Source organism: Stenotrophomonas sp. 109824_Sma (assembly GCF_056480025.1).
This window is the reverse complement of sequence record NZ_CM151078.1, coordinates 1,175,417-1,197,698: the sequence shown is the minus strand read 5'-3', so window position 1 is coordinate 1,197,698 and position 22,282 is coordinate 1,175,417. Positions and strand designations below refer to the sequence as shown.

At 66.3% G+C, this 22,282-nt stretch carries 18 protein-coding genes; 8 read left to right on the top strand and 10 right to left on the bottom strand.

What is annotated here, in order from left to right; translation table 11 throughout:
• Window positions 1-40: 40 nt before the first annotated feature.
• From ACZK1G_RS05585 to ACZK1G_RS05570, 4 genes are all read right to left on the bottom strand, one after another.
• Window positions 41-1,783, bottom strand: a complete 1,743-nt coding sequence (locus ACZK1G_RS05585) for a GGDEF domain-containing protein (protein WP_101765087.1) — start codon at window positions 1,781-1,783, stop codon at window positions 41-43.
• A gap of 162 nt (window positions 1,784-1,945) precedes the next feature.
• Window positions 1,946-2,971, bottom strand: a complete 1,026-nt coding sequence (locus tag ACZK1G_RS05580; RefSeq protein ID WP_101765086.1) for an AI-2E family transporter — start codon at window positions 2,969-2,971, stop codon at window positions 1,946-1,948.
• A gap of 116 nt (window positions 2,972-3,087) precedes the next feature.
• Window positions 3,088-4,140 (bottom strand): sensor domain-containing diguanylate cyclase, encoded by a 1,053-nt coding sequence (locus ACZK1G_RS05575; RefSeq protein ID WP_101765085.1) that lies wholly within the window; start codon window positions 4,138-4,140, stop codon window positions 3,088-3,090.
• A gap of 116 nt (window positions 4,141-4,256) precedes the next feature.
• The gene (locus tag ACZK1G_RS05570; protein ID WP_049443824.1) at window positions 4,257-5,264 is read right to left on the bottom strand and encodes a LacI family DNA-binding transcriptional regulator; all 1,008 of its coding nucleotides are present in this window, start codon (window positions 5,262-5,264) and stop codon (window positions 4,257-4,259) included.
• A gap of 95 nt (window positions 5,265-5,359) precedes the next feature.
• Here ACZK1G_RS05570 and ACZK1G_RS05565 point away from each other — a divergent pair, with 95 nt between their 5' ends.
• Genes ACZK1G_RS05565 through ACZK1G_RS05545 form a run of 5 tightly spaced genes read left to right on the top strand, consistent with a single transcriptional unit; the run spans window position 5,360 to window position 9,992 of the window.
• Window positions 5,360-6,412: a sugar phosphate isomerase/epimerase family protein gene (locus ACZK1G_RS05565; RefSeq protein ID WP_119007164.1), complete on the top strand. Its 1,053-nt coding sequence runs from the start codon at window positions 5,360-5,362 to the stop codon at window positions 6,410-6,412.
• 27 nt (window positions 6,413-6,439) lie between these two features.
• A complete protein-coding gene (locus tag ACZK1G_RS05560; protein ID WP_101765082.1) occupies window positions 6,440-7,657 on the top strand; it encodes a nucleoside permease in 1,218 nt (405 codons plus the stop codon).
• A gap of 12 nt (window positions 7,658-7,669) precedes the next feature.
• Window positions 7,670-8,794 carry a Gfo/Idh/MocA family protein gene (locus ACZK1G_RS05555; RefSeq protein WP_101765081.1) on the top strand — a complete coding sequence of 375 codons (1,125 nt, stop codon included), beginning with the start codon at window positions 7,670-7,672 and terminating at the stop codon, window positions 8,792-8,794.
• A 19-nt stretch (window positions 8,795-8,813) separates the two neighbouring features.
• Complete coding sequence (locus ACZK1G_RS05550; RefSeq protein ID WP_049443832.1) at window positions 8,814-9,677, top strand: sugar phosphate isomerase/epimerase family protein; 864 nt, start codon at window positions 8,814-8,816, stop codon at window positions 9,675-9,677.
• Between the two features lie 18 nt (window positions 9,678-9,695).
• Window positions 9,696-9,992 carry a c-type cytochrome gene (locus tag ACZK1G_RS05545; RefSeq protein WP_049398853.1) on the top strand — a complete coding sequence of 99 codons (297 nt, stop codon included), beginning with the start codon at window positions 9,696-9,698 and terminating at the stop codon, window positions 9,990-9,992.
• Between the two features lie 30 nt (window positions 9,993-10,022).
• On the opposite strand, the gene ACZK1G_RS05540 is transcribed toward ACZK1G_RS05545, so the two are convergent.
• From ACZK1G_RS05540 to ACZK1G_RS05515, 6 genes are all read right to left on the bottom strand, one after another.
• The gene (locus tag ACZK1G_RS05540; protein ID WP_233490843.1) at window positions 10,023-10,766 is read right to left on the bottom strand and encodes a 3-keto-disaccharide hydrolase; all 744 of its coding nucleotides are present in this window, start codon (window positions 10,764-10,766) and stop codon (window positions 10,023-10,025) included.
• Window positions 10,767-10,780: 14 nt separating this feature from the next.
• The gene (locus ACZK1G_RS05535) at window positions 10,781-11,362 is read right to left on the bottom strand and encodes a gluconate 2-dehydrogenase subunit 3 family protein (protein ID WP_101765080.1); all 582 of its coding nucleotides are present in this window, start codon (window positions 11,360-11,362) and stop codon (window positions 10,781-10,783) included.
• Window positions 11,362-13,047, bottom strand: a complete 1,686-nt coding sequence (locus tag ACZK1G_RS05530; protein ID WP_049443838.1) for a GMC oxidoreductase — start codon at window positions 13,045-13,047, stop codon at window positions 11,362-11,364. The genes ACZK1G_RS05535 and ACZK1G_RS05530 overlap by 1 nt, the downstream gene beginning before the upstream one ends.
• Window positions 13,048-13,074: 27 nt before the next feature.
• Window positions 13,075-13,971 (bottom strand): hydroxypyruvate isomerase family protein, encoded by an 897-nt coding sequence (locus ACZK1G_RS05525; protein ID WP_197622024.1) that lies wholly within the window; start codon window positions 13,969-13,971, stop codon window positions 13,075-13,077.
• Window positions 13,972-14,485: 514 nt separating this feature from the next.
• Complete coding sequence (locus ACZK1G_RS05520) at window positions 14,486-15,031, bottom strand: Imm57 family immunity protein (RefSeq protein ID WP_152682126.1); 546 nt, start codon at window positions 15,029-15,031, stop codon at window positions 14,486-14,488.
• A gap of 642 nt (window positions 15,032-15,673) precedes the next feature.
• Window positions 15,674-16,249: a single-stranded DNA-binding protein gene (locus ACZK1G_RS05515; protein WP_049443850.1), complete on the bottom strand. Its 576-nt coding sequence runs from the start codon at window positions 16,247-16,249 to the stop codon at window positions 15,674-15,676.
• Between the two features lie 293 nt (window positions 16,250-16,542).
• Here ACZK1G_RS05515 and ACZK1G_RS05510 point away from each other — a divergent pair, with 293 nt between their 5' ends.
• From ACZK1G_RS05510 to ACZK1G_RS05500, 3 genes are all read left to right on the top strand, one after another.
• Complete coding sequence (locus ACZK1G_RS05510; RefSeq protein WP_049404959.1) at window positions 16,543-17,574, top strand: LacI family DNA-binding transcriptional regulator; 1,032 nt, start codon at window positions 16,543-16,545, stop codon at window positions 17,572-17,574.
• A 130-nt stretch (window positions 17,575-17,704) separates the two neighbouring features.
• On the top strand, window positions 17,705-18,607 hold the full coding sequence (locus ACZK1G_RS05505) for an ABC transporter ATP-binding protein (protein ID WP_049443853.1): 903 nt from the start codon (window positions 17,705-17,707) through the stop codon (window positions 18,605-18,607).
• Window positions 18,608-18,619: 12 nt separating this feature from the next.
• Window positions 18,620-22,204 (top strand): ABC transporter permease/M1 family aminopeptidase, encoded by a 3,585-nt coding sequence (locus tag ACZK1G_RS05500; RefSeq protein ID WP_101765079.1) that lies wholly within the window; start codon window positions 18,620-18,622, stop codon window positions 22,202-22,204.
• The last annotated feature ends 78 nt before the right edge of the window (window positions 22,205-22,282 follow it).

Sequence of the window (22,282 nt, the reverse complement as noted above, 5' to 3'; positions counted from 1 at the left end):
TCTAGGGGCCCCCACGTGCGCCGGTGATGAACGTCGTGCGTCAGCGCGCGATGCGACCACCGCCGGCCACGCGCACGCGATCGCGGCCCTGCGCCTTGGCCTGGTACATGGCCGCATCCGCAGCGCGCAGCAACGTGCGCCAGCCCAGCGCGTCGGTGCCGCCCTCGGCCACGCCGAAGCTGGCGGTGACCCGCAGCACCTTGCCACCGACCAGGGCGATGTCCAGCCGCTGCAGCGCCACCCGCAGCGACTCGGCCAGCTGGCGGCCACCGGCCAGATCACCGTCGGCCAGCAACACGAGAAACTCCTCGCCACCATAGCGGGCAATGCTGTCGCTGCGGCGCAGGTGGCGCTGCAGCAGCTGCGCCACCTGCACCAGCACCTCGTCGCCGGCATCATGCCCGTGGCCATCGTTGATCGCCTTGAAGCGGTCCACGTCCAGCAGGATCACCACCGCGCTGTTGCCGCCGTCGGCATGACGTTGCTGCACCATCTCGTCCAGTGCGCGCCGGTTCAACAGCCCGGTCAGCTCATCGGTGCCGGCCAGCTGGCGCAGCTCGCTGGTCAACGCCGAGCGCTCGCGCGACTTCTCGCGCAGCACTTCGATGGCATCGAACAGGCGCTGCATCTCGGCCAGCGGATGGGTCACATGCTGCTCCGGGCCCGGCGCTTCCGAGGCGATCTGGATGACCTGCTTCTGCGCCTGCAGCAGCGGCCGCAGGATCTGAAGATGTGCGATGCGCAGCGCCACGCCCAGCACCACCAGCGTGCCCAGCACCGTCGCCACCAGCACCACCAGGCGCGTCGCTTCGCGGTTGCGGGTGCGCTCGAAACGGGCGATGGACACGCTCAGGTAGCCATCGCGCAGCGCTTCCAGCGACTGCAGGGTCGGCACGTAGCGCGTGGTGAACTCGGCGGCGGTCCACGGCGGTGGCACGCCGCGCCGGCCATCTTCGATCAACTGTTCGATCATCGGCAGCGATTCGCCGAAGAACTGCCGGCGTGCCATGTCCCAATGCCAGGACAGCGCCGGATCACTGCGGAACACCGCTTCATGGCTGCCCGCCAGCCGCCACAGCTCCAGCAGGCGGCCTTCGGTCTGCAATGCCGCCCGCACCTGTTCGTCGCGCCATGCCCCCGGTACCGCCACCGGTGCCATCACGTTCGAGGCCAGGCGGCCGCCATGCTCGCGCAGGTCGATCAGCACCTGGCCCTGCATCGCCGGAATCGCCGCTTCGCGGTCGGCGCTGACCAGCACGTTGATCTGTGCCGAGGTCAGCACGTACAGGCGATCGACCACGGCGAACATGCTGCTGATCGCGCGCTCCACGTCCTCCACCCGGCGCGCATCGTGCGGCTGCGCCGCCACCCGGTCCACCGCGGCCCGCGCCGACTGCAGGCGACGTTGCGCGTCGGCCAGCAGCGCATGCTCGTCGACCACGCCCGGGTCGGCGTTGAACACGGTGTCCAGGCGTTGCAGGGCGGTATCGACCCGCTGGCGCGCGACCGCCAGCTGCGCCGCCAGCCGGGCCTGTTCGGCCGCATCGGCGGTGTTGGACCCCAGCAGGCTGTTGGCGGGGCCGCGCTCGGCCGACACCAGATTGGCCAGGTCAAAGGTCTGCCGCAGCTGGCGCAGGCTGACCAGGTTGTCCTCGGCGGCAGTGAAGCGCAGCGTGCCCTGCACCAGCGCGATGGCCATCAACGGCAGCGTACAGACTACGAACAGCCCGGCCAGGATCCAGACCCAGGTCCGCAATCCGATGGGCGACGCCTTGCGGGCCATGCACATTTCCCCTGTAGTGCAGAACACTGTAGCGGCCGCCTACACAGGCGCCAAGCCGCTACCGGACCAACCGTTGCCGTGGGTATACCGCGCCCGCCGCGAACGCACCGACAAAGCCGCGCGGACCGTGCAAATGGGGCAAATGCGTCACGCCCTGCCGCGTCAGATCCAGCGCTGGTCGACCAGTTCGCGCTTCACGTAGGCATAGAACACCGGCGCGGCGACCAGGCCCGGCAGGCCGAAGGCTGCCTCCATCACCAGCATGGCCAGCAGCAGCTCCCAGGCACGCGCCTGGATCTCGCCACCGACGATGCGCGCGTTGAGGAAGTACTCCAGCTTGTGGATCACGATCAGGTACAGCAGCGCCGCCACCGCCACGTAGAACGAGACCGACAGCGCAACGATGGTGATGATCGTGTTGGAGATGATGTTGCCCACCACCGGCAGCAGGCCGGCAAGGAAGGTGATCAGCACCAGGGTCTTGGACAGCGGCAGGTGCACGCCGAACAGCGGCAGCACGCCCAGCAGGAAAATCGCGGTGAACACCGTGTTGAGCAGCGAGATCTTCACCTGCGCGAACACCACCTGGCGGAACGCGGTGGCCAGGCGGCTGGTGCGCCCGATCAGCTCCTGCGCCAGCGGCCCCATCTTCGGCAGCGGCAGTTCGTCATACAGCGCGATCATCGCGCCCAGCACCATACCGATCAGTACGCGCACACCGACCTGCACCACCGAGGTACCGGCCACGCCCAGCTGGCGCTGATGCTCGGCGGCCCAGTCGTTCAGCGCCGTGCGCAGCGCGGGCATGTCTTCGGGAATATAGGGTTGCAGCAGCGCCGGCACCTGGTGGCGCGAGGTGTTGAGGATCTCCATCAGGCGCGCCAGCAGTGCATCCGGGCCGCCGGTCTCGTTGCGGAAGAACGAGGCCACGCCGATGCCGGCCAGTACCAGCCCGCTGATGATGATCGCCGACAGCACAATCACCGCGATCGCCCGCGCCCGTCCCGGCGGCAGCCTGCCCTCCACGGTGGCGGCCAGCACGTGCGTCAGCTGGAACACCAGCAGGCCGGACAGCAGGGTCACCACCAGGCCCAGCTTCAGCGTCAGCCACATGCCCAGCAACATCATCAGCCACGCCGCGATCCTTGGGATGGGGGGCTTGGGCTGGGCAACAAGGGCGTCTTGCATGGGAGCGCGTCCGGGCGGGGTGGCCCATGGTAGAGGATTGACCCGCCGATTCGGCGTGCAGGCTGAACGGGCGTTACGCTCTCATGCCGTGGCGGCCCTGCCGCCGCCCCATCGACTCACTCTCCGTAGCTGGCCGTGTTCTTGCCCTGCCGCTTGGCGTGGTACAGCGCGCGGTCGGCCAGTGCCAGCCAATCCTCGACACTGCCGCCCCGCGGCGTCGCGGCAATGCCGATGCTGACGCTGAACTCCACGGCTGGCGTGATCTGGCGCGCGGCCTCGAGCAGATGCAGGCGCACCCGCTCGGCCACGTGCATCGCATCAACGGGCGCACAGTCCTGCAGCAGCACCACGAACTCATCGCCACCCAGCCGCGCCGGGGTATCACCGGGCCGCGCAAACGTACGCAATGTTGCAGCGATATGCCGCAGTACCTCGTCGCCCGCGCGGTGGCCAAGCGAATCATTGATGCGTTTGAAGTCATCCACGTCGAGCATCAGCAGGCAGGCAAAACCGCCCTGCCCCTGCGCCCGGTCCAGTGCCTGCTGCGCACGCAGGATCAGGAAGCCGCGGTTGGCCAGCTCGACCAGCGGGTCCATCCGGCTCAGCCGTTGCAGCTGACGGTTCTGCGATTTGACCCGGCGCGCCAGCTGCCAGCTGAGAATGCTGAGACCGATGCCATACACGAACAGGAACGGCACGCTGAGCACGATCGTGCGCTGCGAGGAAACGGGTTGGTAAGGGAAGCCGAGCGCCCACCAGGTGATCGCGAAACCCAGCACCAGCGCCAGCGTGGCCCGCATCGCCAGGCGCACGCCACCGGCGGCGATCTTGTCGGCGACCAGCAGCGCGGCGAACAACGCGCTGGGGACCGCGCTCAGCGCCATGAAGGCGATCCAGCCGCCGCCGAAGAAGGAATCGGCGACCATGCAGCGGAACTGCACCTGTGCAGGCTGGCGGGCGCGCTGGGTCAGCACCAGCGCGAGTGCCGGCCACGCCAGCGCGTTGAGCAGCAACAGGCTCCACGCCAACCCGCCATCCTGGCGTTCAAGAATGATCGAGGCGATGGGAATCGCGCCCAGGCCATTGCCCACGAAGCGCATCCAGCCGATGCGCCGTGCCGCGCCGATGCCTTCGACCGCGACTTCCGTCGAGTCAGTCAAGAACGGCATTGCCGACCCCCTTGCGCGATCACACGTTCCACCCCGGCCCCTGCCGGGCTGTCCATGCCGAGTCTGACAGCTCGGCGTCAATTCGGGATCAAGGACTCACGGTGAAGGCGCTGCTCTCACCCACGCCGTGGCGCAGCCGTCGACCCCCGCAGCATGAAACTGAACTCCAGCGTCTGCTGCAGCGGCACGTCGACGTGTTCGATGATGGCGAGCAGCAGGTTGACCGCACGCTCGCCAATCTCCCGCATGGGCTGCCGGATGGTCGTCAATGGCGGCGTGAGGTAGCGGGAAGACGCCAGGTCATCAAAGCCGACGATGGACAGTTCGTCCGGCACGCGGATGCCCCGGTCCCGGCAGGCGGCCAGGGTACCCAACGCCATCTGGTCACTGAAGCAGAACACCGCGGTCGGTGCCGGCGTGCCATCCAGCAGCGCCAGGGCAGCCGCATGGCCGGATTCCACGGAAAAATCCCCCGGCACGATGCTCAGCTGGCGCAGGCGGCCACGCGCCTTGCCGGCCGCCCGCACCCCTTCCAGCCGTTGCTGGTGCAGGGGGTTGTCAGGCGGCCCGCCGACCACGGCGATCCGTTCGTGTCCCAGCCCGTACAGATGCTCCATCACCGCGCGTGCGGCGGCCGCGTTGTCGATGTGGACGCTGGGAATGCCCAGTGCAGGGTCGAACTCGCACCCGTTGACCACCGGCGCGGCGGCGCCGCGCTGCTCGACGATCTCGCGCGCCGTGGGTGGCAGGCGATGGCCGAGCACGATCATGCCGTCGGCCTCGTTGCGCCGGAGCATCTGCGCGTAGCGCTCCTCGCGGTCGGGTTGATGCTGGGTATCGCCCAGCAGGACCGCGTAGCCGACCGCCTGCGCGGCCTCCTCCGCGCCCTGCAGGATCTGCGCGAAGAACGGATTGGCGATGTCCGGGACGGTGACCAGGATCTTGCCGCTGCGCTGGGTCTTGAGCGTGCGGGCCACCGTGTTGGGCACGTAGCCGAGGGCGGCGGCGGCCTGCTCGATGCGTGCGCGGGTGGCGGGCAGGACCTTGTCCGGCCGGGAAAGCGCACGCGACACCGTGCCCGCGGAGACGCCGACGTGCTTTGCGATGTCGTAGATGGTGGCCATGGCGTTAGTTCTCCTGTCCGCTGTGCAGTGCACAACAGGTCCTGCGTGCGCCCCTGCTAGGATAATGCAATCGATTGCATCGAGGGCGAATCACGTTGAAGACGCTCAAGGGTCCAGCGCTGTTCCTGGCGCAGTTCATCGGCGACACAGCTCCTTTTGATCGGCTGGACACGCTGGCCGGATGGGCCGCGGGTCTGGGCTATTCTGGCGTACAAGTCCCCACCAGCGCGCCCCACCTGTTCGATCTGGCCGAGGCGGCGCGCAGCCAGGCGTACTGCGACGACGTCGCCGGCATGCTGGCCGGGCACGGCCTGCAGATCACCGAACTGTCGACCCACCTGCAGGGGCAACTGGTTGCCGTCCATCCTGCCTACGACAGCCTGTTCGACGGGTTCGCGCCGCCGGACAAGCGCGGCGATCCGGCTGCCCGCCAGGCCTGGGCGGTGGAGCAGCTGCGGTTGGCCGCCAAAGCCAGCCAGCGCCTGGGGCTGACCGCGCATGCCACGTTCTCCGGCGCATTGGCCTGGCCCTACTTCTATCCCTGGCCGCAGCGCCCACCGGGACTGGTGGAGGAAGCCTTCGCCGAACTCGGCCGTCGCTGGCGTCCGATCCTCGATGCCTTCGACGCCTGCGGCGTCGACCTGTGCTTCGAGATCCACCCCGGCGAGGACCTGCACGATGGTGCGACCTTCGAGCGCTTCCTCGATGTGGTGGATCATCACCCCCGCGCCAAGATCCTGTACGACCCCAGCCACCTGCTGCTGCAGCAGATGGACTACCTGGGTTTCATCGACCGCTACCACGCGCGCATCGGCATCTTCCACGTCAAGGACGCGGAGTATCGCTCCAGCGCGAGCAGCGGCGTGTATGGCGGCTACCAGGACTGGATTGATCGTCCGGGCCGGTTCCGTTCGCTCGGTGATGGCCAGATCGACTTCAAGGCGATCTTCTCGAAGTTCGCGCAGTACGACTTCCCCGGCTGGGCGGTGCTGGAATGGGAGTGCTGCCTGAAGCACCCCGAGGACGGTGCGCGCGAAGGTGCTGCCTTCATCCGCGACCACCTCATCCGCGTGACCGAACGCGCCTTCGATGACTTCGCCGACAGCGGCACGGACGCCGCATCACTGCACCGCATGCTGGGAATCTGAGCCACGACCGCCCCGGGAGGGCAAGCCATGACGCACGCCATGTCGCGCCTGGGCGCGATGATGTTTCTGCAGTTCTTCATCTGGGGGGCATGGTTCGTGACCCTCGGAACCTACCTGGTGCAGGGCCCGCTGCAGGCCAGCGCGAGCCAGGTGGCGACGGCGTTCCTCAGCCAGTCCATCGGCGCCATCGTGGCGCCGTTCCTGGTCGGCCTGATCGCCGATCGCTACTTCGCCGCGCAACGAATCCTCGCGGTGCTGCACCTGGCCGGCGCGGTGCTGATGTGGCTGGCGTCCACCGCCACCAGCTTCAGCGTGTTCTCGGCCTGCGTGATGGGCTACATGCTGCTGTTCATGCCGACGCTGGCGCTGGCCAACAGCGTAGCCATGCGCCACATGCAGTCGCCCGAGAAACAGTTCCCGCTGGTACGCGTGGCCGGCAGCATCGGCTGGATCGTTGCAGGTGTGCTGATCGGCTGGCTGGGCTGGGAGCAGGCGCATCGGCTTGAACTGACCTTCCGCATGGCCGCGCTGGCATCGCTGGTGCTGGGCCTGTATGCGTTCACCCTGCCGCACACGCCGCCACTGGCACAGCAGCGCGATGCCGGGCTGGGGCAGATCCTCGGGCTGGATTCGTTGCGGCTGCTGAAGTCGCGCGCCTACCTGGTGTTCTTCCTGGCCTCCATCGCCATCTGCATCCCGCTGTCGTTCTACTACAACTTCACCAATCCGTATCTCAACGACCTGGGCGTGCGCGGCGCCGCGGGCCTGCAGTCGCTGGGCCAGGTCTCCGAAGTACTGCTGATGCTGGCCATGCCGTTCCTGTTCGTGCGGCTGGGGGTGAAGACCATGCTGGCGGTGGGCATGGCCGCCTGGGTGGTGCGCTACGTCCTGTTCGCCTTCGGCGATGCGGGCGGCGGCTTCTCGCTGCTGGTGATCGGCATCGTGCTGCACGGCATCTGCTACGACTTCTTCTTCGTCACCGGCCAGATCTACACCGATGCCCATGCCGGCCCCGCCGTGCGCAGCAGCGCGCAGGGCTTCATCACCCTGGCCACGTACGGCGTGGGCATGCTGATCGGCACCTTCCTGTCCGGCGCGGTGGTGGAGCACTTCACCACGGCCGCCGGACGCGACTGGCAGCAGATCTGGCTGTTCCCGGCCGCTGTCGCGCTGGTCGTGCTGATCGCCTTCCTGCTGCTGTTCCGCGACCGGCCCGCCGTGGCCGCCGCATCTTCCACACCCTGAGGATTCGAGCCGATGCCAACGCTTGGAATCGCCATCGTCGGCACCGGCATGATCGGCGCCGTGCACCGCCGCGCGGCCTTGCTCGCCGGTGCCGAGGTACGCGGCGTGGCCGCTTCGTCAGCGCAGCGCGCGCGTGAGATGGCGCAGTTGTGGAATGTTCCGCGCGCCTACCGGGACATCGAAGAGGTGATCGCCGATCCGCAGGTGCAGGTGGTGCACGTGTGCACGCCCAACCATCTGCACCGCGCGATGGCACAGGCCGCACTGGAAGCCGGCAAGCACGTCATCTGCGAGAAACCGCTGGCGACCACGCTGGACGATGCGCAGGCGCTGGCGGCGTTGGCCGCCTCGACCGGCTTGGTTGCCACGGTCCCCTTCGTCTATCGCTACCACCCGGTGGTGCGCGAGGCGCGCGCACGCATCGCCCAGGGCGATCTCGGGCCGCTGCACCTGATCCACGGCAGCTACCTGCAGGATTGGCTGCTGGACCCGGCCAGCAACAACTGGCGCGTGGACCCGGCGCTGGGCGGCACATCGCGCGTGTTCGCCGACATCGGCTCGCACTGGTGCGACCTGGTGGAATGGGTCAGCGGCGAGCGCTTCACCGAGGTCAGTGCGGCCTTCTCTACCGTGATCGCTGAGCGCAGCGCCGTCAGCGGGCAGAGCTTCAGCACGCCGGCGGCAGGCGGCGCAACGCAGGCGGTAACGAGCGAGGACGTGGCGGCGGCGATGTTCAGGACCGGCGCCGGCACATTGGCGTCGTTGACGGTCAGCCAGGTCTCGGCCGGACGCCACAACCGCCTCTGGTTCGAGATCGATGGTGCCAAGGCCAGCGTGGCCTTCAACCAGGAGGACGCCGAGCGCCTGTGGATCGGCCTGCCCGACCAGCGCGAGGAGATCTTCGTGCGCGGGCCGGGCGCCGGCAGTGCCGAACAACGCCGGCTGTCGGCGCTGCCAGCCGGCCACGCGCAGGGCTACGCCCAGTGCTTCGAAGCATTCGTCGCCGACACCTATCGCGCCATCGAGGGCGAGCGGCCGCAGGGCCTGCCCACCTTCGAGGACGGCGTGCGCTCGGCGCGGATCGTCGATCGTGTCATTGCATCGGCCAGGTCGCGCGCCTGGACTGCCATCGGTTGAAACCCGGGAGGATCTGTTGATGAAAGCCCTTGTCCATGGAACTGCAAGCCTCGTCCTGCTGCTCGCTGCCCTGCCCGCTTTCGCAGTCGAAGCCGCCAGCACGCAGAAGCCGATCGCGGTGCAGATGTACAGCCTGCGCGATGCCGGCTCGCTCGAGCAGCAGTTGAAGATCGTCCACGACGCAGGCGTCCATGCGGTGGAGACGGTCGGCACGCAGAACACCAGCGCGGCCGAACTCAAGCAGCTGCTGGACCGGTATTCGATCAAGGCGATTTCATCGCACGTGCCGCTGGCCGAGCTGCGCAGCAACCTGGATGGCGTGGTGACCTTCAACCGGTCGATCGGCAACACGACGCTGGTGGTGCCGTACCTGGACAAGAAGGATCGCCCGAGCGATGCCGCCGGCTGGACCGCCCTGGGCCAGGAACTGGGCCGCATCGCGAAACAGGTGCGCGGCAAGGGCATGCGCCTGGCCTACCACAACCACGACTTCGAACTGGCCGACGTCGACGGCAGGACCGGACTGGAACTGCTGTTCGCCGCCGCCGGTCCCGACCTGCAGACCGAGCTGGACCTGGCCTGGGTCGCGCGCGCAGGCCTGGACCCGGCGGTGATGCTGGGAAAATTCCGCGGCCACGTATTCGCGGTGCACGCAAAGGACAACGCGCCCAAGGGCCAGGCCGAAGACGAAGGCGGATTCGCTGCGGTGGGCCAGGGCGTGCTGGACTGGAACGCGATCCTGCCTGCTGCGGCAGCCGCCGGCGTGCATTGGTACATCATCGAGCACGACCAGCCACGCGATCCGGCCAAGGTCATCCAGACCGGTGCGGACTATCTGCGTGAACACCTGACCACCAACGTGCCCGCCCGTGCGCGGCGCTGACGCATCAAGGAGCCCCACATGAAAATGATCCTGGCAATGGCGGTGGCGCTGGGCGGCATGAGCGTTGCGACAGCCGCCTGGTGCAAGGACGACCCGGCTGCAGGTGCGAAGCTCTACACCGCGAACTGCGTGGCCTGCCACGGCGCCGATCGTGCGGGCATGCCGGGCGCATTCCCGGCGCTCACCGATATCGGCAAACGCATGGCACCCGCGCAGATCAAGGAAAAGATCAGCAAGGGCGGCGGATTGATGCCGCCCTTCTCCCAACTGTCACAGCAGGAGATCGATGACATCGCCAGCTACCTGGCGAAGTAAGCGGCCGGCGATAACGCCGGCCGCATGCCCCTACAGTTCGCGCACCCAGATGTTGCGGTAGCTGACCCTGGCGTCATGTTCCTGCAGATAGAGCGGCGCGCACCCATGCGGCGCGTATGACGGTGCGCCGATGTACTCGGTCTTGCCCGCCAGCACCGTGTCGTCCTGCACCAGCACGCCGTTGTGCAGCACCGTGATGCGCGCGGGCGACACAAGCCCGCCGCCCTGCGAGAAACGTGGCGCCTTCCAGAGGATGTCGTAGGCCTGCCACTGTCCCGGTGCGCGCGAGGCGTTCACCAACGGCATGGCCTGCTTGTAGATCGAGCCCGCCTGGCCATTGGCATAGGTCGGGTTGTTGTAGCTGTCGAGCACCTGCAGCTCGTACAGCTCCTGCAGGAAGATGCCGCTGTTGCCGCGGTTCTGTCCGTCGAAGCCCTTCGTGCCGGTGGGCGTGCGCCACTCGACATGCAGCTGGACGTCGCAGAAGCGTTGCCTGGTGCGAATGCCCTTGCTGCCGGGCACGACGGTCATGGCGCCATCGGCAACCTTCCAGGGCACGCGTCCGCCCTGCTCCGACTCCCACGCGGAGACATCCTTGCCATCGAACAGCACGATTGCATCGGACGGGGCCTTGCCCTGCGGCGTAGCCACGGTCGCGGGCACCGGCGTCCACACCTCGGTCTTCTTCGGATCGCGCGCGGCGTCGGCACCGTTCTGCGCGAACACGGGTGCAGCGGCCAGCACGGTGGCCGCGATCAGCACCGGCTTGATCATTCTGTTGCGCTCCATCAGCTGGTCCCCCACGCCGGCGTGCCGGGAACATAGGCGAGGTCGCCGTCGTAGCGCCCCGGCACGGCGACGTACTGCAGCACCCCGGTCGCGCCGACCTTCGAGGTGAAGAAGCCAAAGATGGCCAACTGCTTGAGCATCGTGAAGTAGTGCGGCATCGCCTCGCCCTCTTCAGGCGTACCGGTCTCGGTGACCTCGGCCGTGTGTAATTTTGCTTTTGCTTCCGCATCCAGCGTGCGCAGCAATTCGGTTCGGGCTTCCGGCGTGAGCGACACGAAGCGGCCGCCGGCGCGTCTGTCGATGTCGGCCAGCCCTGCGCGGAACGTCGACTGCTGCCGTGCGGTATAGCAGTCGCTGACGAAGGTCGCCATGAACAGGCCGGCGCCGGCATCCTTCGCCCCTGGCGTCCGGGTCCGCGGCAGGATGGTCTCGGCGATCTCGTCCAGCGTGCCGATATCGGCATCGGAAAACAGGGTCTTCACCGGTGCCGCAGCGGCGTTTCCCTGCGCGAGCGCAGGCAGGCCGACCATGGCCGCGCCGGTAGCGGCGACGATCATCTTCAGCAGTTCGCGGCGATCCATCAGAGGTTCCCCGCTTTCAGTTCGCGTACCGCGTGGTCGGCCGCGCGCGCGGTCAGCGCCATGTAGGTCAGCGAGGGATTCACGCAGGCGCTGGAGGTCATGCAGGCACCGTCGGTCACATAGACATTGGGGGCATCCCAGACCTGATTGTGCTGGTTCAGCACCGAGCTCTTCCGATCACGTCCCATGCGCGCGGTCCCCATTTCGTGGATGCCCTTGCCCGGGGCGTAATCGTTGTCGTGCATCTTCACGTCCTTGACGCCGGCCGCCTCCAGCATCTCGGCGGCATCGGCGGCCATGTCCTTGCGCATCGCCAGTTCGTTGGCGCGCATGGCAACGTCCATCGCCAGCACCGGCAGCCCCCACTTGTCCTTGCGGTCGCGGTCCAGGCGGATCGTGTTGTCGTGGTGCGGCAGCATTTCACCGAACCCGGTCATGCCGATGCGCCAGTCACCGGGCACGGTCAGCGCCTCCTTCAGATCGGCACCGATGTTCAGCTCGGCGATCTCGCGCGACCAGCCCGTGCGGCTGGCACCGCCCTGGTAGCCGAACCCGCGCAGGTAGCCGCGCCTGTCGGCCGCGACGTTGCGGAAACGCGGAATGTAGAAGCCGCAGGGACGACGACCGAAGTAGTACTTGTCTTCGTAGCCCTCGACCCGGCCGGAGGCGCCCGCTCCGAAATGATGGTCCATCACGTTGTGCCCGAGTTCGCCCGACGATGAGCCCAGCCCGCCCTCCCACACATCGGTGGCCGAGTTCATCAGTAGCCAGGTCGAGTTGAACGACGATGCGTTGAGGAAGATGACCTTGGCGGTGTACTGGTAGGTCTGCCCGGTCTCCGCGTCGATGACCTCCACCCCGCGCGCACGCTTGCGGTCCTTGTCGTAGAGCACTTCCTTGACGATCGAGAACGGCCGCAAGGTCAGGTTGCCGGTCCTCATCGCCGCTGGCAGCGTCGCCGCCTGGGTCGAGAAGTAGGCACCAAAAGGACAGCCCAGGATGCACTTGTTGCGATACTGGCAGTTGACGCGGCCCTGCTCGGGCATCGGCTTGGTGATGTTGGCGGTGCGCGAGTGGATCATGTGCCGGGTGCCGCCAAAGGCCTTCTTTATCCGCGCGGCCACATCCTTCTCGACAATGTTCAACGGGATCGGCGGCAGGAACTCGCCATCCGGCAACACGTCCAGCCCTTCGCGCGTGCCGGCGATGCCGGCGAACCTCTCTACATGGTCGTACCACGGCGCGATGTCGGCGTAGCGGATCGGCCAGTCGGTGGCGATGCCATCCTTGAGGTTCGCCTCGAAGTCCAGGTCGGAGAAGCGATAGCTCTGCCGGCCCCACAGCAATGAGCGGCCACCGACGTGGTAGCCGCGGAACCAGTCGAAGCGCTTGGTTTCGATGTAGGGCGAGTCCTGTTCGTTGGCCCACATTCCTTCCAGGTTCTCGGCCAGCCCGTAGTCACGCATCAGCACCGGGAAGTCGGCCTTCATCGCCTGCGTTGGCCGGTTGCGGTGCGGGAAATCCCACGCTTCCTTCATCGCATTGACGTAGTCCTTGACGTGCTCGATGTTGCGTCCGCGTTCCAGCATCAGGACCTTCAGGCCCTTTTCGGTCAGCTCCTTCGCCGCCCAACCGCCACTGATTCCCGAGCCAACAACTATGGCGTCGTAGTGATTATCTGCCATGGGTTTCTCACCTGGGTGGATATCGTTTCAGACGTCGCAGAGGCGGATCGCCTCGCGCAATGAGGCAACGGGATCGGGCGCTGCAGGCGTGAACTCCTGCGCCAGATACCCCTTGAAACCGGTATCGCGGATCGCGCGACAGATGGCCGGATAGTGGAGCTCCTGCTGGTCTCCGATCTCGTTCCGGCCGGGCACGCCTGCGGTGTGGTAATGCTTGAAGCAGGCGTGGTGTTTCCCAATGGTGGCGATGATGTCGCCCTCCATGATCTGCATGTGGTAGATGTCGTAGAGCAGGCCGAAGTTGTCCGAGCCGAGCCGCTGGCACAGCTCCACGCCCCAGGCCGAGTGGTCGCACAGGTAGTCGCGATGGTCGACCCTGGAGTTGAGCAGCTCCATCACCAGCACGACGCCGCGCTTCTCGGCATGCCCGAGGATGCGCTTGAGGCCCGCCTCGGCATTGGCCATGCCGTCATGGGGATCCATGCCGTTGCGGTTGCCGGAGAAGCAGATCAGGTTGCGGTAGCCGGCGTCAGCCACCAGGTCGATGTGCCGCGTGTAGCGCTCCACCAGCTGGTCGTGGAATTCGCGGCCGGCAAAGCCCTTGGTCAGGCCCAGCTCTGCGCCGTTGCACATCGAGCTGTACACGCCATTGGCCTTCAGCGTCGGCCAGTCTTCCGGGCCGACCAGATCGATGGCGGCAAAACCGATGCCCTTCACCGTCGCGCAGAGCTGGGCGACCGACAGCTGCGGGAAGGTCCAGCGGGCGACGGAATGCTTCAGGTTGCCCTTGAGCGGCGCATCGGCGGCGAATGCGGGGAGCACGCCTGCCGCCCCCAGGCCAATGCCGCCAGCAACCGCAAGGCGCAACGCATCGCGCCGCGTGAGCCCTATCGCCGGGGCCGGTCTGATCGAATGGATGGACATCCACCTGCCGGCCTCCCAACCGGTATCAAACGCAACGATTCACAGCAATGCAATCGATTGCACCATAGGGGAGGAAATTGCCTGTTTGCAAGTCGCGGTGCACGAAAACTGATGCTGCGAAGCACAATGCCAACGACATCGCGCAGAAAGAAAAGCCCCGCATCGGCGGGGCTTTCTTTTCTAACCAGATCAGTCGCCTGAGATGAAATCCACTGGCTCTTTTCTCAAGCGAGCGAGCACAATCAGTAGAACTTCGACGCCCCGAGCCTATGCATTGGCCCTACTCTCATCAGGGGCATTGAATGATCACCGGGCGATCGTAGCCTCATGAACCATATCAACCAGCTCCTGGACGTCTTCGTTCTGAATCCGGGTGCACCCCGCCGCCAGGGTCCAGCCCTGCCTCGGAGCCGGCGCATTGCAGAACTGTATAGCTCGCGACGGCGAGCGACAGTAGTCAACCAAGCCAAGGCTTCGCGAAACGCGTACGTATCAGCTTTTTCCGACGACAGCCTCAGACACCGTCACAGTCACCACCTGCATTGGCCAGTAGGACAACTTCACGCAGGGAACCCTGGATGTCCGCCACTGAGCTGCAAATGTTCTCGGGCGCCACGTCGAACTTTGCAGGGCCGGCCCGACGTTTGAAAGCAGAAAGTTCGGACATGCATTGCCCTGCCAGCTTCTTGGCATCCAGCTTCGACGCGGCCTGAACCACTGAATTGCCCTGCGCAGCGAGGTAGCACTTGTAGTCCTCTGAAAGCGCTCCATCCATACGAAATCGCGACAGTTCAACCAAGTGCCGAGGAGCGGCAGCACTCCTGCTGCCCCCTATCAAGGCGAGACCAAGCTCAGCACCGTCTGCTCCTGCACAAGCATATGGCGTCTGAGAGCACAGTGACTTGCTCTCGGAACTTTTGTGCACCACCAGCGAGGCTAGAATAGAGTGTTCGGCCATCTCAATGTCCGCCGCAAGTCTCTCTGCAAGCGGTCGCGCGGACACGGAAAAACCGAGCAGAACACCAAGGACGAGGCACGAAATTGGCACAGTGGTATTCATCGACTCACCAGGAACGTGGGGGAAGACGTGTGAACTGATTCATCACCTGCAGAGTACTCCCTGGCTCATCGTCGATTGGCTCGTTGAGCCTTTTCAGATCCGCAGCGGTGCCAGTCACGCCCCCCTCGGAACAGAAGTGCGGCCCAAGGGACGGACCAAAGGCGTTTGCACAGCTGTGTGACCTTATCAGGAATCTGCCAAATGTATTGGTTCCTGGAGCGGGCTCCAAGGCTCGGCCATTGGGCTTGCTTTGGTGAAGAACGGCGCAATTGGGCATAGGCCCGCAGAGACCGTGTCCGTAGGATCTGCGACAGCCCCGCGCCAGCTCGCTAGGCCTATACCCGTCCTTCGCACGCCGTCATCAAGACCCGCCGAGACCATGCACAGATCGATAGTCGAAACGGGCCGATACTGATGATTGCTTCCGCGGCCAGCGATGGACTCGAGCAGACGTCTTCCCGTGTCGTTCTCCGTTCTCAAATCTGATTCGCTCAGGTGTGTCGCCAGTCATCTATCAACATCTCGCTGTAGGAGAAGGATGGATCACGGCGGGATTCTGCCAGAAACTGATGTTGCTAACGAAAAAGGCCCCCATCCATAAAGATGAGGGCCTCTATCAACACCAAAACCGTCGAGTAGGAATCAGAACGGAATATCGTCGTCAGCGAAGTCGTCCATCGGCGGCGCCTGCTGCGGCTGCGGACGCTGGTTGCCACCCTGGTTGCCGTAACCGCCGCCCTGGTTGCCGCCCTGGTTGCCATAGCCACCGCCCTGGCCGCCACGCTGGCCACCGCCGCCGCCGTACTCCTGACGCGGCGCCTGCTGGCGCTGCGGACGATCGCCGCCGTAGTTGCCACCACCGCCGCCACCGCCGCCGCCTTCACCGCGGCCGCCCAGCATCTGCATTTCATCGGCGATGATGTCGGTGGAGTACTTCTCCACGCCGTCCTGGCCGGTGTACTTGTCGTAGCGCAGGCTGCCTTCGACGTAGACCGAGCTGCCCTTGCGCAGGTACTCGCCGGCGATCTCGCCGAGCTTGCCGAAGAACACCACGCGGTGCCATTCGGTGCGCTCCTGCTGGTTGCCATCCTTGTCCTTGCGGACGCTGGTGGTGGCCAGGCTGATGCGGGTGATCGCCATGCCGCCCTGGGTGTACTTCACGTCCGGGTCGTTGCCGAGATTGCCGACCAGGATGACTTTGTTGATGCCGCGCGCCATAGGTACCTTCGTCCGTTGTCCAGGGGCAGACCGCCAGTGATAGCACAGCCCCGGCCGGGGGTGCAGTACGCTGGGCCGCCCCTGTTGAAATTTGGGGGAGTGCGAGAACGATGCATCTTAGCATTGCCGCCGCCGCCCGCCCGGTCAGAAGACACCGGCCGCACGGAAGGATTGGACTGATTTCCTTGTCCGGCAATGACTTACCTCCATCCCAGCAGGTGCTCGGCGGGGCATCCGCGTCGACCCATGGCATCATGCCCGGGCACCTTCCACCCTGCCCCTTCCGCGTGCCCATGACCATCAAAGGCAAAGCCACCTCCCTGGACATCGCCCACCTGGCCGGGGTTTCCCAGCCGACCGTGTCGCGCGCCCTGCGTGGCAGCCCGATGGTCAACGCCGAGACCCGCGAGCGCATCCTGCGCATCGCCCGCGAGCTGAACTACAAGGTCGACAAGAACGCCTCCAGCCTGCGCCTGCGCAATGCCGGCACGCTGGCCCTGCTGTTCTTCGAGGACCCGACCAACGACGACTCGCTGATCAACCCGTTCTTCCATTCGATGCTGGGCTCGATCACCCGCGCCTGCGCCCTGCACGGGCAGGACCTGCTGGTCTCGTTCCAGCAGCTGTCCACCGACTGGCAGGCCGATTATGAGGACAGCAACAAGGCCGACGGCATCATCCTGCTCGGCTACGGTGACTACCACGAATCGCGCGACCGCCTGCAGCGGCTGGTCGAACAGGGCACACATTTCGTGCGCTGGGGCGCCGCCCTGCCCGGCCAGCCCGGCGTGTCGATCGGCAGCGACAACTTCCAGGGCGGGCACGACATCACCACCCACCTGCTGCAGCAGGGCTGCCGCCGCATCGCCTTCCTCGGCCATGCGTCCAGCCACTACCCCGAATTCCAGGAACGCTACCGCGGCCATGTGGCGGCCCTGCAGGAACACGGCCTGGCGGCGGAGCCGGCGCTGCAGCACGATGCGATCACCACTGAAGCCTCCGGCCAGGAGGCCTGCCAGGCGCTGCTGGCGCGCGGCGAACCGATCGATGCGATCTGCGCGGCCAGCGACCTGATTGCCATCGGCGCGATGCGCGCCCTGCGCGAGGCCGGCCGACGAGTGCCGCAGGACGTGGCAGTAACCGGCTTCGACGACATCCCGCTGGCGGCTTCGGTGTCCCCGGCGCTGACCACCGTGCAGCAGGACACCAAGCAGGCCGGCCAGCTGCTGGTGGAGCGCCTGCTGGCACTGATCGGGCGGCAGCCGGTGGACAGCCAGAGCATCCCGGTGAAGCTGGTGGTACGGGAATCGTCGCTGCGCGGGTAGGCACCCGCAGGGCCGGTGCGCCGGCCAACGCACGACGGCCGGATTCTCCCCCCATGACCAACGGCGGATGCGCACGGACGCCGATGCGCGGATAACGCGCAGACATCGCCCAGGGAAAGGTGTACGTCGCATGCTGAAGATCGATTCGCTGTCCAAGACGTACGCCAACGGCGTGCATGCCCTCAACAACGTCACCCTGGACATCCCGCGCGGCATGTTCGGCCTGCTCGGCCCGAACGGCGCCGGCAAGTCCTCGCTGATGCGCACGCTGTCGACCCTGCAGGAGGCCGACAGTGGCACGGCCACCCTCAGCATTCCGGGTGAGGCGTCGATCGACGTGCTGCGCGACAAGGACGCGGTGCGCCGTCGGCTGGGCTACCTGCCGCAGGACTTCGGCGTCTACCCGAAGGTCAGCGCGCTGGACCTGCTGGAGCATTTCGCGGTGCTGAAGGGCCTGACCCAGCGTGCGCAGCGCCGCGAGGTGGTCGATGGGCTGCTGCAGCAGGTGAACCTGTGGGACGCGCGCAAGCGCAAGCTCGGCACCTACTCCGGCGGCATGCGCCAGCGCTTCGGCATTGCCCAGGCACTGCTGGGTGACCCGCGGCTGGTGATCGTCGATGAACCCACCGCCGGCCTCGACCCGGAGGAACGCAACCGCTTCCTCAACCTGCTGGCGGCGATCGGCGAGAACGTGGCGGTGATCCTGTCGACCCACATCGTCGAGGACGTGACCGACCTGTGCCCGACGATGGCGATCATGAACAAGGGCCAGGTACTGCTCACCGGCCGTCCTGCCGAGGCCATCGACGCCCTGCAGCACCAGGTCTGGCGCAAGCAGGTCGATCCTTCGGAACTGGCCGACCATGAAGCACGCTACGTGGTGCTGTCGACCCGCCTGGTCGGTGGCCGCCCGGTGATCCACGTGCACAGCGCCAATGATCCCGGCGACGGCTTCGTGGCCGTGGCGCCCGACCTCGAGGACGTGTACTTCCAGCGCCTGCGTCTGCAGGCCCGTGCCCGCGCGGCAGCCTGAGCGGAGCACGCCATGATCCTCGACTTCTTCCGATTCGAGCTGCGCGAGCAGCTGCGTTCTCCACTGCTGTGGCTGCTGGCCGGGCTGTTCGCCCTGCTCGCCTTCGCCGCCGCCTCCAGCGACGCCGTGCAGATCGGTGGCGGCAGCGGCAACGTGCACGGCAACGCGCCCACCGTGATCGCGCAGATGCTGGGCATCTTCACCCTGCTCGGCATGCTGGTCACTGCGCTGTTCGTCAGCAATGCGCTGCTGCGTGACTTCGAACTCGGCACTGCCGAACTGATCTTCGCCAGCCCGGTGAAGCGCCGCGACTACCTGGCCGGGCGCATCGCCGCTGCCCTCGCCGCCGGCCTGCTGGTCTACGTTGTGATTGCGTTCGGCCTGTGGCTGGCGCCGTTCATGCCGTGGGTCGATCCCGAACGCATGGGGCCGATCAGCTGGCGAGGCTATGCATGGACGTTCGCGGTCATCATCATTCCCAACCTGTTGTTCACTACGGCATTGCTGTCACTGCTGGCGGCGCTGACCCGTTCGATCCTGTGGGTCTACATCGGCCTGGTGGCCTACCTCGTGCTGTATGGCGTAAGTGCAGCCCTGCTGCGCGACATCGACAACACGTGGATCGCCGTGCTGAGCGAGCCGCTGGGCATGCGTGCACTGAGCCGCACCATCCGCTACTGGTCCACCGCCGAGCGCAACAGTGGGATTCCCGCACTGACCGGCTATCTGCTGGCCAACCGCGTCCTCTGGCTGGGCGTGGCCGCCGCGCTGTTCGCCGCCACCTTCGCGCTGTTCCGTACCGAGCGCAGCGGCAGCGGCCGCCGTCGCTGGGGCCGCAGGCAGTCGCAGCCGGTTGCCGACGCCAGCGCCGCCCGCCCGACCCGCGCAGCGCTGCCGCGCGTGGTACCGGCGTTCACCGCCACCACCGCGTGGCAGCAGTTCCTGCGCCAGGTGCGCTTCGATACGCGCGGTGTCCTGCGCAGCGTGCCGTTCATCGTGCTGCTGGTACTGGGCCTGACCAACTTCCTGCCCAGCGCACTGTTCCGGCAGACGCTGTACGGCACCCCGATCTGGCCGGTCACCTCGCAGATGATCATGGGCCTGCAGGGCGCCTTCAGCTGGCTGCTGGTGATCATCGTGCTGTTCTTCGCCGGCGAGCTGGTCTGGAAGGAACGCAGCGCGCGCATCAACGAAGTGACCGATGCGATGCCGGTGCCGAACTGGGTACCGCTGCTGGCCAAGTTCACCGCGCTGCTGGCGGTGATCATCTGCTTCCAGGCCGCCGGTGCACTGGCGGCGATGGGCGTGCAGCTGGCCAAGGGTTACACGCATCTTGAGCCGCTGCTGTACCTGCGCAGCCTGGCGCTGGATTCGGTGGTCTACATCCTGATGGGGGGCCTGGCGCTGGTGCTGCAGGTGCTCACCAACAACAAGTTCGTCGGCTACGCGCTGCTGATCGTGGTGATGATCGGCCAGGGCGTGCTCGGCCTGCTCGACTACACGCAGCACCTGTACAACTTCGGCAGCTGGCCCAACGCGCCCTATTCGGACATGAACGGCTACGGCCACTTCCTGCCGGGGCAGCTGGCGTTCCAGGGCTACTGGGCGCTGTTCCTGCTGGCGCTGATGTGCCTGGCCTCCGCATTCTGGGTACGCGGTGTCAGCCAGGGGCTGCGCCAGCGCCTGGCACTGGCCGGCCGTCGCCTGCGCGGCCCCACCGGTGCCTTCGCCGGGCTGGCGGCACTGGCCTTCATCGGCGTGGGTGGCTGGCTGTACTGGAGCACCAACATCCGCAACGAGTTCATCGCGCCCGACCGGCAGCTGGACCTGCAGGCCCGCTACGAACGCGAACTATCGAAGTACCGCGCCCTGCCGCAGCCGCGCGTCGTGGCGGTGGACAACCGCGTGGACCTGTTCCCGGAATCGCAGTCGATGGTGATCGACGCGAACTGGACGGTGCGCAACACGCATGCCGTGCCGATCCAGGACGTGCATCTCTCGATGGGCGACGACAAGCAGCTGGTCGCGGTTGACCTGGGTGGGCAAACCCTGTCGATGCATGACGCCGACCTTGGCTACCGTATCTACCGTCTGGCCACGCCACTGCAGCCGGGTGAAACCCGCAGCGTGCATTTCCGGGTGGTACAAAAGCCCAACGGCCTCACCGCCGGCCAGGCACCGAGCAACATCGTCGACAACGGCACCTTCTTCAACAGCCGCGTGCTGCCGTCCTTCGGCTACAACGAAGGTGCGGAGATCAGCGACCGCAACGAGCGTCGCAAGCGCGGCCTCGGCGAACCGCGGCGCATGCCCAAGCTGGAAGACGAAGCTGCACGTGCCAACACCTACATCTCCAACGATGCCGACTGGCTCGACTTCCGCACCACGGTCTGCACCGCGCCGGACCAGGTGGCGTTGGCGCCGGGCTACCTGCAGAAGGAGACCACGGTGAATGGCCGCCGCTGCTTCAGCTACGCCATGGACCGGCCGATGCTGAACTTCTATGCCTATCTGTCGGCACGCTGGGAGGTGCGCAGGGCGAAGTACAGGGACATCCCGATCGAGGTCTACTTCGACCCGGCGCACGGCTACAACGTGGACCGGATGATCGAAGCGGTGCAGAAGTCGCTGGCCTACTACGAGGCGAACTTCACCCCGTACCAGCACCGCCAGGTGCGCATCATCGAGTTTCCAGGCTATGCCCGCTTCGCGCAGTCGTTCGCCAACACCATTCCCTATTCCGAGGCCATCGGCTTCATCGCCGACCTGCGTGACCCGGACAAGGTGGACTACGTGTTCTACGTGACCGCGCACGAAATCGCGCACCAGTGGTGGGCGCACCAGGTGATCGGTGCCAACGTACAGGGCGCGACCATGCTGTCCGAGTCGCTGTCACAGTACTCGGCACTGATGGTCATGGAGCAGGAGTACGGTCGCCAGCACATGCGCCAGTTCCTCAAGCGCGAGCTGGACGGCTACCTCTCCGGCCGCGGTGGCGAAGCCATCGAGGAACAGCCGCTGGAACGCGTGGAGAACCAGCAGTACATCCACTACCAGAAGGGTTCGCTGGTGTTCTACCGGCTGCGCGAGGAAATCGGCGAGCAGGCGCTGAACCGTGCCTTGAAGCGCTTCCTGCAGGACAAGGGCTACCAGCAGCCGCCATACACCACCTCACGCGAGCTGCTGGGCTACATCCGTGCCGAGACCCCGGCTGACCGCCAGCAGCTGGTCACCGACCTGTTCGAGAAGATCAGCTTCTACGACAACCGGGTGATGGCCGCCAGCGCCCGCAAGCGCGATGACGGCCGCTACGACGTGACCCTGGACCTGCACGCCGCCAAGCAGTACGCCGATGGCAAGGGCAAGGAGAGCGACGCGAAGATGGATGACTGGGTCGAGGTCGGCGTGTTCGCCAACGGGCCGTCGGGCAAGGAGCGCGACCAGAAGGTGCTGTACCTGCAGCGCCATCACATCACCAGCGCCACGCCGAAGATCACGGTGACGGTGGATGAAAAGCCTGATGAAGCAGGCTTCGACCCGTACAACAAGCTGATCGACCGGGTGAGCGATGACAACCGGCGCAAGGTGACGATGTGAGGCAACGGGGCGCCGGCTGATGCGCCGGCGCTCCTTGCAACACGTGCGGGCTTGGCTCGGCCTTGCTGTAGTGCCGAG

What these genes read in the sequence shown, in the direction of transcription:
- ACZK1G_RS05585 (WP_101765087.1), bottom strand. Translation starts at nt 1,783, where the DNA reads ATGGCCCGCAAGGCGTCGCCCATCGGATTGCGGACCTGGGTCTGGATC.
- ACZK1G_RS05580 (WP_101765086.1), bottom strand. Translation starts at nt 2,971, where the DNA reads ATGCAAGACGCCCTTGTTGCCCAGCCCAAGCCCCCCATCCCAAGGATC.
- ACZK1G_RS05575 (WP_101765085.1), bottom strand. Translation starts at nt 4,140, where the DNA reads ATGCCGTTCTTGACTGACTCGACGGAAGTCGCGGTCGAAGGCATCGGC.
- ACZK1G_RS05570 (WP_049443824.1), bottom strand. Translation starts at nt 5,264, where the DNA reads ATGGCCACCATCTACGACATCGCAAAGCACGTCGGCGTCTCCGCGGGC.
- ACZK1G_RS05560 (WP_101765082.1), top strand. Translation starts at nt 6,440, where the DNA reads ATGACGCACGCCATGTCGCGCCTGGGCGCGATGATGTTTCTGCAGTTC.
- ACZK1G_RS05555 (WP_101765081.1), top strand. Translation starts at nt 7,670, where the DNA reads ATGCCAACGCTTGGAATCGCCATCGTCGGCACCGGCATGATCGGCGCC.
- ACZK1G_RS05550 (WP_049443832.1), top strand. Translation starts at nt 8,814, where the DNA reads ATGAAAGCCCTTGTCCATGGAACTGCAAGCCTCGTCCTGCTGCTCGCT.
- ACZK1G_RS05545 (WP_049398853.1), top strand. Translation starts at nt 9,696, where the DNA reads ATGAAAATGATCCTGGCAATGGCGGTGGCGCTGGGCGGCATGAGCGTT.
- ACZK1G_RS05540 (WP_233490843.1), bottom strand. Translation starts at nt 10,766, where the DNA reads ATGATCAAGCCGGTGCTGATCGCGGCCACCGTGCTGGCCGCTGCACCC.
- ACZK1G_RS05535 (WP_101765080.1), bottom strand. Translation starts at nt 11,362, where the DNA reads ATGGATCGCCGCGAACTGCTGAAGATGATCGTCGCCGCTACCGGCGCG.
- ACZK1G_RS05530 (WP_049443838.1), bottom strand. Translation starts at nt 13,047, where the DNA reads ATGGCAGATAATCACTACGACGCCATAGTTGTTGGCTCGGGAATCAGT.
- ACZK1G_RS05525 (WP_197622024.1), bottom strand. Translation starts at nt 13,971, where the DNA reads ATGTCCATCCATTCGATCAGACCGGCCCCGGCGATAGGGCTCACGCGG.
- ACZK1G_RS05520 (WP_152682126.1), bottom strand. Translation starts at nt 15,031, where the DNA reads ATGAATACCACTGTGCCAATTTCGTGCCTCGTCCTTGGTGTTCTGCTC.
- ACZK1G_RS05515 (WP_049443850.1), bottom strand. Translation starts at nt 16,249, where the DNA reads ATGGCGCGCGGCATCAACAAAGTCATCCTGGTCGGCAATCTCGGCAAC.
- ACZK1G_RS05510 (WP_049404959.1), top strand. Translation starts at nt 16,543, where the DNA reads ATGACCATCAAAGGCAAAGCCACCTCCCTGGACATCGCCCACCTGGCC.
- ACZK1G_RS05505 (WP_049443853.1), top strand. Translation starts at nt 17,705, where the DNA reads ATGCTGAAGATCGATTCGCTGTCCAAGACGTACGCCAACGGCGTGCAT.
- ACZK1G_RS05500 (WP_101765079.1), top strand. Translation starts at nt 18,620, where the DNA reads ATGATCCTCGACTTCTTCCGATTCGAGCTGCGCGAGCAGCTGCGTTCT.